Annotated in this window: 11 protein-coding genes; 7 read left to right on the forward strand and 4 right to left on the reverse strand. The window is 68.3% G+C overall.

The window, feature by feature from the left end:
* Positions 1-50 precede the first annotated feature (50 nt).
* The 3 genes from AB0M65_RS35970 to AB0M65_RS35980 form a co-directional block, all read right to left on the reverse strand.
* Entirely contained in the window at positions 51-1,046 is a 996-nt protein-coding gene (locus AB0M65_RS35970; RefSeq protein ID WP_364038270.1) for a 1-aminocyclopropane-1-carboxylate deaminase, read from the reverse strand.
* A complete protein-coding gene (locus tag AB0M65_RS35975) occupies positions 1,043-1,681 on the reverse strand; it encodes a GntR family transcriptional regulator (protein ID WP_364038290.1) in 639 nt (212 codons plus the stop codon). The genes AB0M65_RS35970 and AB0M65_RS35975 overlap by 4 nt, the downstream gene beginning before the upstream one ends.
* A 161-nt stretch (positions 1,682-1,842) precedes the next feature.
* On the reverse strand, positions 1,843-2,202 hold the full coding sequence (locus AB0M65_RS35980) for a DUF1844 domain-containing protein (RefSeq protein ID WP_181770740.1): 360 nt from the start codon (positions 2,200-2,202) through the stop codon (positions 1,843-1,845).
* 268 nt (positions 2,203-2,470) lie between these two features.
* On the opposite strand from AB0M65_RS35980, the gene infC reads away from it, so the two are divergent.
* From infC to AB0M65_RS36015, 7 genes are all read left to right on the forward strand, one after another.
* The gene (gene infC, locus AB0M65_RS35985; protein WP_364038293.1) at positions 2,471-3,061 is read left to right on the forward strand and encodes a translation initiation factor IF-3; all 591 of its coding nucleotides are present in this window, start codon (positions 2,471-2,473) and stop codon (positions 3,059-3,061) included.
* 70 nt (positions 3,062-3,131) lie between these two features.
* Complete coding sequence (rpmI, locus tag AB0M65_RS35990) at positions 3,132-3,326, forward strand: 50S ribosomal protein L35 (RefSeq protein WP_005163285.1); 195 nt, start codon at positions 3,132-3,134, stop codon at positions 3,324-3,326.
* 62 nt (positions 3,327-3,388) lie between these two features.
* A complete protein-coding gene (gene rplT, locus AB0M65_RS35995; RefSeq protein ID WP_364038275.1) occupies positions 3,389-3,766 on the forward strand; it encodes a 50S ribosomal protein L20 in 378 nt (125 codons plus the stop codon).
* Positions 3,763-4,608: an RNA methyltransferase gene (locus AB0M65_RS36000; protein ID WP_364038296.1), complete on the forward strand. Its 846-nt coding sequence runs from the start codon at positions 3,763-3,765 to the stop codon at positions 4,606-4,608. Before rplT ends, AB0M65_RS36000 begins: the two co-directional genes overlap by 4 nt.
* A 238-nt stretch (positions 4,609-4,846) precedes the next feature.
* Entirely contained in the window at positions 4,847-5,911 is a 1,065-nt protein-coding gene (pheS, locus tag AB0M65_RS36005) for a phenylalanine--tRNA ligase subunit alpha (protein ID WP_364038278.1), read from the forward strand.
* Positions 5,912-8,479, forward strand: coding sequence for a phenylalanine--tRNA ligase subunit beta (gene pheT, locus AB0M65_RS36010; RefSeq protein ID WP_364038281.1), 2,568 nt, complete (start codon positions 5,912-5,914; stop codon positions 8,477-8,479).
* Between the two features lie 87 nt (positions 8,480-8,566).
* The gene (locus tag AB0M65_RS36015) at positions 8,567-11,953 is read left to right on the forward strand and encodes a tetratricopeptide repeat protein (RefSeq protein ID WP_364038284.1); all 3,387 of its coding nucleotides are present in this window, start codon (positions 8,567-8,569) and stop codon (positions 11,951-11,953) included.
* Here AB0M65_RS36015 and AB0M65_RS36020 read toward each other — a convergent pair.
* Positions 11,934-12,626 carry a DNA alkylation repair protein gene (locus tag AB0M65_RS36020; protein ID WP_364038287.1) on the reverse strand — a complete coding sequence of 231 codons (693 nt, stop codon included), beginning with the start codon at positions 12,624-12,626 and terminating at the stop codon, positions 11,934-11,936. The genes AB0M65_RS36015 and AB0M65_RS36020 overlap by 20 nt on opposite strands.
* Positions 12,627-12,822 lie beyond the last annotated feature (196 nt).

The following is a 12,822-nucleotide window of genomic DNA, read 5'->3' on the forward strand; positions in this document are numbered from 1 at the left end:
CCATAGGACACTTTTCGTCCTATGGGGACCCCTCATGACACTTCAGGAAGTCAAAGCACGCTCGTGTACCCGTTGAGCGCGGGCTGCCCGCCCAGATGCGCGAAGAGCACGTTCGAGTCCCGCGCGATCTCGCCCCGGCCGACGAGGTCGATCAGCCCCGCCATCGACTTGCCCTCGTAAACCGGATCCGTGAGCACGCCTTCCAGCCGGGCCAGCGTCCGGATCGCGTCCAAAGTGGACTCGTCGGGGATGCCGTAGATCCCGGCGTGGTACCGCTCGTCCAGTTCGACCTCACTGATCTCGCCGGCGCCGATCAGGTCCGCGGTGGCCCGTGCGATGCGCGTGATCTGGTCGCGGGTCCCGGCCGGTTTCGCCGAACCGTCGATGCCGAGGATCCGCCGCGGTTTCCCGGACAGCGCGGCGCCGGCGACCATCCCGGCCTGCGTGCTGCCGGTGACCGAGCAGACGACGACCGTGTCGAAGAAGACGCCGAGTTCGGCCTCCTGCGCTTCGAGTTCGACGATCCAGTTCGCGAAGCCGAGCCCGCCGAGACGGTGATCCGAACCACCCGCCGGGATCGCGTACGGCTTCCCGCCGCCGTCCTCGATCTCCTTGACCGCGTTCTCCCAGCTCTCCTTGAAACCGACGCCGAACCCGGCCTCGACCATGCGGATGTCGGCGCCGAGGATGCGGGACAGCTGGATGTTGCCGACCTTGTCGTACAGCGGGTCGTTCCAGTCGACCCAGCTTTCCTGGACCAGCACGGCCTTGAGCCCGGCCCGCGCGGCGGCCGCGGCGACCTGGCGGGTGTGGTTCGACTGCACGCCACCGATGGAGATCAGCGTGTCCGCGCCGGAAGCGAGTGCGTCGGCAACGAGGTATTCGAGCTTCCTCGTCTTGTTGCCGCCGAACGCGATACCGGAGTTGACGTCCTCGCGTTTCGCCCAGATTTTCGCGCCGCCGAGGTGCGCGGTGAGCCGGTCGAGCGGATGCACGGGGGAAGGGCCGAACAGCAGCGGGTAACGCGGGAAGTCGGCGAGCATCATGGCGTCTCCAGTAGGGCTTCGAGTTCGGTCCAGATCGTGGCGGTGATCGAGCAGGCCTTGTCGACGTCTCCCGCTTCGATCGCGTCGGCCAGGTCCGCGTGGCGCTGGACCGACCGGTGTGCGGGCAGGGAGCCGAAGCGGGCGTATTCGAGACGTCGGAGCAGCGGTGTGTAGCTGGCGAGCGTCGCGGCGACCGCCCGGTTGCGCGCGGCGGCCACCGGGATGTCGTGGAGGTCGTCGTCGGCGGCGATCGCGGCCCCGATGTCCCCGGCGGAGATCGCCGCCGCGAACCGGCTGTTGGCCGCGCGCATCGCCCGGACCTCGGCCGGTCCCATCCGCGGCGCGCCCGCGCGGACGGCGGACTCGTGCAGCGTGCGGACCAGCCGCAGCGCGTCGCGGACGTCGTCGGGGACGAACCCCGCCACGCGTGTGTAGCTCTGCGGCTTCGACTCGACGAGGCCGTCCTCGATGAGGCGCAGCAACGCCTGGCGCACCGGCGCCCGCGAGAGACCGAGCTGGTCGGCGAGGTCGCCGTCACGCAGGCTCGTCCCTGGCGGCAGCGTCCCGTCGATGATCGCCCGTCGGATGCTCTCGTAGGCCTCGTCCCTCAGGAGGGACCTCGGCACCTTCGCCAACTCACTCACATCTGAAATGTTAGCTGCCCGGTCGGGTTCCCGGGTAGCTCGCCAAGTGTCATGAAAGGGTCTTTCAGGACGAAAAACGTCTTGAAAGACCCTTTCATGACACTTTTTTGGAGACACTTCCTGGAGCGAGCAGGAGCGGGAGGCCAGGCCTACTAGTAGACCGGCCCCGTGTACTTCTCGCCCGGACCCTGCCCGGGGGCGTCCGGCACGGCCGAAGCCTCGCGGAACGCCTTCTGCAGTGACTGCAGGCCGTCGCGCAACGGGCCCGCGTGCAGGCCCAGGTACTCTGCCGAAGCGGTGACCAGCCCGGCGAGTGCGGTGATCAGACGACGAGCCTCGTCGAGGTCGCGGTGGGGGGAATTGGCCGGGTCCTCGTCGGCGAGGCCGAGTCGTTCGGCGCCGGCGGAGAGCAGCATGACGGCCGCCCTGCTGATCACCTCGACGCTCGGGATGTCCTCCAAGCCGCGGACGTCCTGGGAATACGGGGGCTGCTGAACGGGTTCTTCTGACACGTCTGGTACCCTTCCACGAGCGACCAGCCCCCGAGTGATCGGGGGCGGCAAGTGGAGCCCCGCTCCCACCCGCGTCACTGCCGCAACACCAGGTGTCCGGGTCCGGTCTCGCCAAGACGATTTCGGGCGTCGAGGCGGTGTGTTCGGTTCTGGAGAATCGAGCACGATCGGAAGAGTGGGCCTCGTGTACCTCACGGTACCGAGGCCTTCGGTATGTGGGCACCAGGTCGAAACGGTAGAAGAATTTACCTCGAACCAGGGAGGCCCCATCAGCTCCGAGACACGCATCAACGACCGAATCCGGGTACCGGAGGTCCGCCTCGTCGGACCAGCCGGTGAACAGGTCGGCATCGTCCGGATCGAAGATGCGCTGCGGCTGGCACAGGAGAACGATCTCGACCTTGTCGAGGTTGCTCCGCAGGCACGCCCGCCCGTATGCAAGCTCATGGACTTCGGCAAGTTCAAGTACGAGAGTGCGCAGAAGGCCCGCGAGTCCCGCCGCAACCAGCAGCTCACCGTCATCAAAGAGCAGAAGCTGCGGCCGAAGATCGACCAGCACGACTACGAGACCAAAAAGGGTCACGTGTCCCGCTTCCTGGCGGCTGGCAACAAGGTCAAGGTCACGATCATGTTCCGCGGTCGCGAGCAGTCCCGGCCGGAACTCGGTTTCCGGCTGCTGCAGAAGCTCGCCGACGAGGTGACGGAACTCGGTTTCGTCGAGTCGTCGCCGAAGCAGGACGGTCGCAACATGATCATGGTGTTGGCCCCGCACAAGAACGTGAAGCCGCCCAAGGCCGCGAAGGCAGCCAAGGACGAGTCGACCGAGTCCGAGTCGTCCGAGCCGCCCGCCGACGCGTAAGCGCCGACCAGCACATGTCGCGGCACACCGGAGATCACCGGTGTGCCGCCGCGCGAAAGAGGACAACGCAATGCCGAAGATGAAGACGCACAGCGGGACGTCGAAGCGAGTTCGCGTCACGGGCACGGGCAAGCTGCGCCGCCAGAAGGCCGGCCGCCGCCACCTGATGGAGAAGAAGTCCAACAGGCTCACCCGTCGTCTCGAAGGCACCACCGAGATCGCCAAGAACGACGTCGGCCGCGTCAAGCGCCTTCTCGGCCGCTGACACCCCGCACTTTGTAAACGCCGGGCGCGCCAGCGCGCCCCCAGATCGACAGGATGGACCCAGTGGCACGCGTCAAGAGGGCTGTCAACGCCCATAAGAAGCGTCGCGCGACTCTCGAGCTCGCCAGCGGCTACCGCGGCCAGCGTTCGCGGCTGTACCGCAAGGCGAAGGAACAGACGCTTCACTCGCTGAACTACGCCTACCGGGACCGCCGTGCCCGCAAGGGTGACTTCCGCCAGCTGTGGATCACCCGTATCAACGCGGCCGCCCGCGCCAACGGCGTTACCTACAACCGCTTCATTCAGGGCCTCAAGGCCGCGGGTGTCGAGGTCGACCGCAAGATCCTCGCGGACCTCGCGGTCAACGACGCCGCCGCGTTCACCGCGCTGGCCGAGCTGGCCAAGGCCAACGTGAACACCGAAGAGAAGAAGTCGGCCTGACCGGCTACAGCGCTCTTCCACGACCCGGGGCTGCTCCGTTCACCGAACGGACGCCCCGGGTTGTTGCTGCGCGCAAGCTCACCCGCCGGGCAGAGCGTGAGAAGGCCGGGCGGTTCCTCGCCGAGGGCGCGAACGCGGTCGAAGCCGCGCTCACCCACGCTTTCGAAGACGGCGGCAAGGTGTACGAGTTGTTCGTCACCGAACGCGCCGCCGCGCACCACGAGCGGCTGCTCGCCGCTGCCCGCGATGCCGGTGTCGTGATCTCGCCGATCACCGATCGCGCCGCCGACGGACTCTCCGAAACCGTGACGCCGCAAGGCATCGTCGCGGTCTGCGCACTCGTGGACCGTCCACAACAGACCGTCCTGCGGCCGGGTGCGAAGCTCGTCGTCGTGCTCGTCGACGTCTCCGACCCCGGTAACGCCGGCACGGTGATCCGGGTGGCGGACGCCGCCGGCGCCGACGCGGTCGTCCTCGCCGGTGACAGTGTCGACCCGCACAACGGCAAATGCGTCCGTGCGGCCGCCGGTAGCCTGTTCCACCCCGCCATCACCCGGATCCGGGACGTCGACGCGGCCTTGAAGGCCTGCTCCGCCGCCGGTCTCCGCACCATCGGCGCGCACGGTTACGCCGACGTGGAACTCGATCAGGTGAGTTTCGCCGAGCCGACCGCCTGGGTGTTCGGCAACGAGGCGCACGGACTGCCGCGGAACGTGCTCGACACGGTCGACCTCGCGGTCAAGATCCCGCTGTACGGCCGCGCCGAAAGCCTGAACCTCGCGACCGCCGCCGCCGTCTGCGTGTACACAAATGCGATGGCCTCGCGGAGTACCGCCACGTAGAGTCGCCGGTACTACGCCGACGGAACCACGACACGAGGGAGCTCTCATGGAACGCACTGTTCGTTCCAGCACCTTGTTTACGGCGTAGATCCGCGTTCTTTCGCACTCCCGTGTGACGGTGTGCCCAGCCCGAGGGTGATCGGGGGCCGCCGTTCGCTGTCCCATAGAATTCAGCAGCTGCTAAACCCATGTGTGCGCTCGTGTGCACCGGACCAGTCCCAGCGGACGCCGAGGAGTTATGTCCGAAGCCAACGACAAGCAGGACCCCCAGGCGGGAGCGCTCGTGCCGGAGACGTTGACGGCCGCCGTCAAGCAGGCCGAGACGGATTTCGCGGCCGCGGCGGATCTCGACGCGCTGGCCGCGGTCAAGCCCGCTCACCTCGGGGACCAGTCTCCGCTGCTCCTCGCACGCCGCGAGATCGGTGCCCTGCCGAAGCAGGAAAAGGCCGAGGCGGGCAAGCGGGTCAACGAAGCACGCCAAAGCATCCAGGCCGCTTTCGACGCGCGCCGCGCCGTGCTCCAGGTCGAACGTGACGAAAAGGTGCTCCGCGAGGAGGTCGTCGACGTCACGCTGCCGTGGGACCGCGTGCCCCGCGGCGCCCGGCATCCGATCGCGACCCTGTCCGAGCGGATCGCCGACGTGTTCGTCGCGATGGGTTACGAGGTCGCAGACGGACCGGAGCTCGAGGCCGAGTGGTTCAACTTCGACGCCTTGAACTTCGGCAAGGACCACCCCGCGCGCCAGCTGCAGGACACGTTCTACGTCGGCGAGGAGGACTCCGGCCTGGTGCTGCGGACGCACACCTCGCCGGTGCAGGCCCGCACGCTGCTGCACCGAGACCTGCCCGTGTACGTCGTCTGCCCCGGCCGCACCTACCGGACCGACGAGCTCGACTCGACGCACACCCCGGTGTTCTCGCAGGTCGAAGGGCTCGCGGTGGACAAGGGCCTGACGATGGCGCACCTCAAGGGCACCCTTGACGCCTTCGCCCGCGCGATGTTCGGCGAAAGCTCGAAGACCCGCCTTCGCCCGCACTTCTTCCCGTTCACCGAGCCGTCGGCCGAGGTCGACGTCTGGTTCGAGCAGAAGAAGGGCGGCGCCGGCTGGGTCGAATGGGGTGGCTGCGGCATGGTCAACCCCAACGTCCTGCGTGCCTGCGGCGTCGACCCCGAAGTCTACTCGGGCTTCGCCTTCGGCATGGGTATCGAGCGCACCCTGCAGTTCCGCAACGGAATCCCGGACATGCGCGACATGGTGGAGGGCGACATCAGGTTCACCCTGCCCTTCGGAACGGAGGCCTGAGTGAAGGTCCCAACCAGCTGGCTGACCGAACACCTCGATCTCGACGAGGGAGTCACGGTCCAGGATCTGGTCGATGCCTTCGTGCGCATCGGCATCGAGGTCGACGACGTCCGTCCGCTCCAGCCGGTCACCGGCCCGCTCGTGGTGGGCCGCGTCGCCGAGATCGAGGAGCTGACCGAGTTCAAGAAGCCGGTCCGTTTCTGCCGGGTCGACGTGGGCGAGTCCGACGACGGCACCGACAAGGCCGACGAGAACGTCGACGACGATGACGACGCCGACGACGGCCCGTTCGAAGACGACGGTCCGGCGGGGATCAGGACCCGCGGGATCATCTGCGGCGCCACGAACTTCGCCGAGGGCGACCTGGTCATCGTCGCGCTGCCCGGCACGGTGCTGCCCGGCGGTTTCGAGATCGCTTCGCGCAAGACCTACGGCCGGATCAGCGACGGCATGATCTGCTCCGCGAGCGAACTCGGCATCGGTGACGACCACTCCGGCATCCTGGTGCTGCCCCCGAGCACCGCCAGCCCCGGCGAGGACGCCAACAAGCTGCTGATCCTCGACGACACCGTGCTCGAAGTGACGCAGACCCCGGATCGCGGCTACACGCTTTCGGTCCGCGGCCTGGCCAGGGAGCTGTCGAACGCGCTCGACGCCCCGTTCGGCGACCCGGCGTCCATCGAGGTCCCCGAGGCCGAGAGCGTCGCCTGGCCGGTGCACCTCGAAGACACCGAAGGCTGCAAGCGGTTCGTCCTGCGCCGGGTCAAGGACCTCGACGCGACGGCGCCGACGCCGTGGTGGATGCGACGGCGCCTGATGCTGGCGGGGATCCGCTCGATCTCGCTCGCGGTCGACGTCACCAACTACGTGATGCTCGAACTCGGGCATCCGCTGCACGCGTTCGCGACCAGTTCGGTCAAGGGCGATCTGGTGGTGCGCAAGGCGAAGCCGGGCGAGAAACTGACCACTTTGGACGATGTCGAGCGCACGCTCGACGTCGACGACGTGGTCATCGCCGACGACTCCGGCGTGATCTCGCTGGCGGGCACCATGGGTGGCGCGTCGACCGAGATCACTCCCGAGAGCACGGACGTGCTGCTCGAAGCGGCCCACTGGGATCCGTCGTCGATCAGCCGCACGGCCCGCCGTCACAAGCTGTTCTCCGAGGCGGCCAAGCGGTTCGAGCGGTTCACCGACCCGCAGCTGTGCGCGGTGGCCGTCGAGTTCGCCGCGCGGCTGCTGCGCCAGTACGGCGACGGCTCGATCCTGCCCGGCCGCACCGACGAGGGTGGCGTCGAGCCGAACCCGCCGGTGACCATGCCGATCAACCTGCCCGACGACGTCGCCGGTGTGCGCTACGAGCGCGGTGTCACGGTCCGGCGGCTTTCGCAGATCGGGTGCAAGGTCAACGTCGGTACGTCCGAGGACGGCACCGCGCTGGTGACCGCGGTCCCGCCGAGCTGGCGCGCTGACCTGGTGCAGTCCGCCGACCTGGTCGAGGAGGTCCTCCGGCTGGAGGGCTACGACAGCATCCCGTCGGTGCTGCCCGAGGCGCCCGCCGGCCGCGGCCTCACCGACACGCAGCGTCGTCGCCGGTCGGTCGCACGCGCGCTGGCCGAGGCAGGCTACGTCGAGGTGATGCCCTTCCCGTTCATCTCGGACTCGGTCTGGGATTCGTTCGGGCTGGCCGAAGACGACGTCCGCCGCAAAACCGTCCGGGTGCGCAACCCGCTGGAGGCGGACAAGGACCGGCTGGCGAGCACGTTGCTGCCGGGGCTGCTGGAAATGGTGCAGCGCAACATTTCCCGCGGCTTCAAGGACGTCTCGCTGTTCCACCTCGGACAGGTGGTGCTGCCGGGGCCGAATCCGCTTCCGATGCCTTCGCCAGGGGTGGACCGGCGGCCGACCGACGAGGAACTCGCGGTACTGGAGGCGGCCGTGCCGCCGCAGCCGCTGCATGTCGCCGTCGTCCTCGCGGGACTGCGTGGCCGCGCGGGCTGGTGGGGTGCTGGCGAGCAGGCGAACTGGGCCGACGCGGTGCAGGCGGCGAGGCTGGTGGCGCAGGCCGCCGGTGTCGAGCTGACCACAGTCGCGGCGGACCAGCCGCCGTGGCACCCCGGCCGGTGCGCTCAGCTGCGCGTGGGTCAGTGGCCCGTCGGGTACGCCGGTGAGCTGCACCCGAAGGTCGTCGAGGCACTCGGTCTCCCGCCGCGCACCGTCGCGATGGAACTCGACCTGGACGCGATCCCGATCCCGGACAGCCGTCCGGCGCCGCGGATCTCGGCCTATCCGCCGGTGCTGCTCGACGTCGCGCTGGTCGCCGAAGCCGGCGTGCCGTCGGCCGACCTGGCCGAGGCGTTGCGCGAAGGCGCGGGCGAACTGCTCGAAGACATCACGCTGTTCGACTCCTACCAGGGTGAGCAGCTCGGCGAGGACAAGCGTTCGATGGCGTACAAGCTGCGGTTCCGTGCCGCGGACCGCACGCTGACCGTCGACGAGGCCACGAAGGCCCGCGACGCCGCCGTCGCGGTCGCCGGTGAGCGCTTCGGGGCGAGCCTGCGGACCTGATCTGTAGTCCTGTGAAGGCCCCCTTCCCCCGGCTGAACCGAGAGAAGGGGGCCTTCACGCGTCATGGATGTGGCAAAGTGAGGACTTGTGTCACGTCCAGACGGCCGGTCCAGCATCCAAGACATCGCCCGTGCCAGGCTGAGCGACGGTTTCGTCGGCAGAGTCGGGGAACGCGAGGACTTCCGGGTCAATCTCGGGCTGTCGGGGAGTGACCGGCGCCGCCGGTACCTGTTCTCCGTGCACGGTCTCGCCGGGGTCGGCAAGTCCTTCCTCCTCGAACAGCTTCGCGGCATCGCCGAGGAATCCCGCGCGGCCGTCGGCTTCGCGGACGACCGGCAGCAGGATCTGTCCGCGACACTGGTCAAACTGGCGAAGGACCTCGCGCGCAGCGGACACGAGATGCGCCGGTTCGAGAAACGCCACGAGTTTTACCTCAAGGCGAGGGAACGGCTCCACAGCGATCCGCAGGCCCCGGCCGCCGGCCGCGCGCTCGTGACGAAGACGGTGGTCAAAGCCGGTCTCGGGGTGGCGAAGACCCTCCCCGGCGGAAGTATCGCCGCCGGCGCGATCGACGCCGACGCGACGGCGAAACAGCTGGAACAGTTGCAGAGCTATCTCGCGGCGAAGTTCAAGCGAAAGGCCGATGTCCGGCTGCTCCTCGATCCGGCGGAGGAACTGACCAAGCCGTTCGTCGAGGATCTCTGGCGGGTTCCCGAGTCCCGGCAGATCGCGTTGTTTTTCGACACCTTCGAGCGGACGGCGCCGGTACTGGAGACGTGGCTGCTCGACCTGTTCGGCGGACTGTACGGCGACCTGCCGCAGAACCTCGTGCTCACCACGGCCGGGCAGTTCCCGCTGGACGAGGCGAAGTGGAACCGGCACGCGCCGCTGGTGCACGAGGTCGAACTCCGGCCGTTCACCGAACCGGAGGCACGGCGTCTGCTCGCCGAACACGGGATCACCGACGAAGACGTGATCGAGATCGTGCTGCGGCTGACCGACGGCCTGCCCGTACTGGTCGCCATGCTGGCACGGGGGAAGCCCGCGGAAGCGGGCGCCGTCGGGGATCCCAGCGACGACGCGGTCAAACGGTTCCTGCACTGGGTTCCCGAGAAGGCCAAGCAGAAGATCGCGGCCACGGCGTCGCTTCCCCGTGTCCTGGACGAAGACGTCCTCGGCGTCCTGACCGGGAAGGAAACCGCGGGGGAGACCTTCCGCTGGTTGCGGGAACTGCCGTTCGTCGGGCGGCGCGAGCTGCCGGTGCGCTATCACCCGGTGGTTCGCGGTCCGATGGTGCGCCTGGAACGCGGGAGTTCACCGGCCGCGTTCGCCGAACACCACCGGCGGCTCAGCGAGTACTACGAAGGCCGGTGCGCCGAACTCGGGCTCAGCCGCCATCGCGACGCCTGGAGCAACGAAGGCTGGCAGCGGAGGAAACTCGAGCAGACTTACCACCGGCTCTGCGGCGATCCGGCGGAAGCGCTGCCGGACGCCTTGCTCGGGGCCGCCGAGATGATCACCACGGGTACCGCGGCCGCGCGCACTTGGGTGCGGATGATGGAACAGGCGGGCGTCGACGCGGACGCGCCCGCCGTACTGGGCTGGGCGCAGCGGCTGACCGTCGCCATCGGGGACGGCGACGGATCGAGGAAGATCCCGGTGCTCGACCTGCTCGCCGCCGCCGGCGAGCTCGACACGGCCCGCCTCTCGACGGTGATCCGCCGTCGTGCCTGGGCATACGAGGGCCAGGACGAGATCGAGCAGGCGAAGCGGGACTACGACCGGGCTTGCGCTCTCAACCCCGCCGACCCCTACGTCTGGAGTGACCGGGGCAATTTGTTCCACAACGAGGGTGACTGGGAACCGGCGCTGTCGGACCTGAACCGGGCGATCGAACTCGACCCCGCCTACGCCTATTCGTGGCGAGGGCGCGGTTCCGCCCGCGCCGGACTCGGCGACCTCGACGGTGCGATGGCCGACCTCGACGAAGCCGTCCGCCTGGAACCCGACCACGCGTGGGCGTACACCGCCCGGAGCGAGGTGTACGTCAAACGCGGAGAACCCCGGAAGGCGATCGACGAACTCGACATCGCGATCCGGCTCGATCCCGACTATGCCTGGGCGCTTTGCCGGCGGGCGACGCTGCTGGCCGACCTGGGGGAGAACGAGGAGGCCCTCGCCGGGTACCGGGCGGCGGCCGCGCTGCGCCCCAAGGACGTCTACTACCTGACCGAGCTCGCGTGGTTCCTCGAGCAGACCGGGGACGAGGACGCCGCTACGAAGACCTTCGACGCGGTCATCGCGGCGAATCTGGAGAACGCCAGGTCTCACGCGACCCGGGCGGCTTTCCACTATCGCGGCGATCGGCATCGGCTCGCGATCGACGGCTTCACCGCCGCTCTCCGGATCGAGCCGGACTACGAGTGGGCGTGGTACATGCGTGGCCAGGTGCATGCCGCCGAGGGTGATCCCGAAGCGGCACTCGCCGACTTCGAACGGGCGATCGAGCTGGCCCCCGAGGACGCCGAGAACCATTTGCGGCGAGGGATGGTGCTGCTCCGGCCGTTGAAGAGGCGCGACGAGGCGATGGAATCGCTGAACCGCGCGCTCGAACTGGAGCCCGCCAAGGAGTGGGCTCACGTTTGGCGAGCGTTCGCCTACCGGGCCTCGGACGACTACGAAGCCGCCCTCAACGACATCGACGCCGCACTCGAAGCGAACCCGGAGAGCGCCCTCTTCCACACCCTCCGGGCCGACAACCTCGCGGACCTGGATCGGCACGAGGAAGCCCGGGAGGCGCTGGACGAGGCGGCCCGGCTGGGACAGGATGGATACGCCTTCCACCGGCGTGCTCGTCATCGCCTTCTGTTCGGTGCTTTCGACGGCGCCTTGTCGGATGTGGACAGTGCGCTGGCCGCCGGCCACGACGAGAGCGTTCGCGCCCTGCGTGCGGAGATCCATCGCCGGACGGGTGACCACGAGGAAGCCGTCCGGGAACTGCGTGAACTGGTCGCCCTGGATCCGGACGACACCGACCGCTCCGGGAACCTCGGCGAAGCCTTGTTGTACGCGGGGAGGACGGACGAGGCGATGGACGTCCTCCGGCCGCTGGCTGCCGAATCCGTCTGGGCGCGCAATCTTCTCGCACTGGCCTGGCTGAAGACCGGGCGAACCCAGGAAGCCGAGCGACGTTTCGGCGAAGCTCTCGAAGAAGCCGTCGCCGGTGCGAAGGCCGACCCCGGCGATTGGGACGTCAAGACCCAGCCGCTCTTCTTCCTCCTCGTTCTTGGGCGCGCCGAAGACGCGAAACGTAATGTCGCGGACCTGCTCGGCGAAGGACCGCCGCGGGAAGTGCGGCTCGACCTGCTTCGCGATCTGAAGGAGACGCGAGAGCTGCTTCCCGAGCTCGGCGATGTCATCGAGGAACTCCTCGCGCTGATCCCGCGCCCGGTGCTCAATCGCCCAGGTGCTTGAGCGCCTCCTTCCTGGACAGATTGGACAGTGCGGGATGCGCGGTGACGAACGCACGCACCCAGTCCGGCTCGGTCTTCGCGTACTCGCGTAGGGCCCAGCCGATTCCCTTGCGCAGAAAGAAGTCCTTGTCGTCAATATTCGCCTCGACGGCTCGCGTGAGCAGGTCGGTGCCGGTTCCGCCCTTGGCCCCGACCTGGCAGATCACCGCGGTACGACGTCGCCATTTGTCCTCGTCGTAGGCCCAGGTCAGCATCAGCGGGGTCACCGTCTCCGGCTCCGCCCGCAGGATCGGCCCGACCCGGCGGATGGCGACTTCGTCCACATAGTCCCACCAAGCGCCGGTCACGATCATCTCTTCGTACAGGCCGAGCAGGGCACTGTCCTGCCAGCGGGCGTGGGAGCGATGCCCGGAAAGGGCCACCGCCGCATACCGTTCTTCGCGGAATTCCGCTGTACGCCACAAGGTGAGGACGGCGGCGGAGAAACTCACTCGATCGGGTAGCGGATGTTCGGCGAAGATTTGTTTCAACAAGGCCGCCCGAGGGGGTGACGCGACACCGAGGAACGGCATCTCCGACTTCATGTACGCCTGCATACCCGGTGCCTTCGCCGGATCGGCCAGCCCGGCCAAACCGTTGCGAACCGCCGAAACCAGGCTTTTCACCTCGTTCACGCGAACTCCTCTCCCCAGTGGACGCCGCGAGCGTACGACAGGGGACCGACAAGACTGATATGCCCGGATCGGGGCGCCGATACCGACTAGGGCGTGTCTGGCAAATCTCGTTCGTGGTCTTCGCGCCCAGGCGGCCCCTGGCGGCGCGGGCCCTTCGACCGAGTACGACCCGGTACGAGGCCGAAGGGCCCACACC

The sequence above is a fragment of the Amycolatopsis sp. NPDC051071 genome, from assembly GCF_040682875.1.
Classification (GTDB): domain Bacteria; phylum Actinomycetota; class Actinomycetes; order Mycobacteriales; family Pseudonocardiaceae; genus Amycolatopsis.

Excerpts from the sequence above, each read along its gene's own strand:
- AB0M65_RS35970 (WP_364038270.1), bottom strand. The coding sequence starts at position 1,046 with ATGATGCTCGCCGACTTCCCGCGTTACCCGCTGCTGTTCGGCCCTTCC.
- rpmI (WP_005163285.1), top strand. The coding sequence starts at position 3,132 with ATGCCGAAGATGAAGACGCACAGCGGGACGTCGAAGCGAGTTCGCGTC.
- pheS (WP_364038278.1), top strand. The coding sequence starts at position 4,847 with ATGTCCGAAGCCAACGACAAGCAGGACCCCCAGGCGGGAGCGCTCGTG.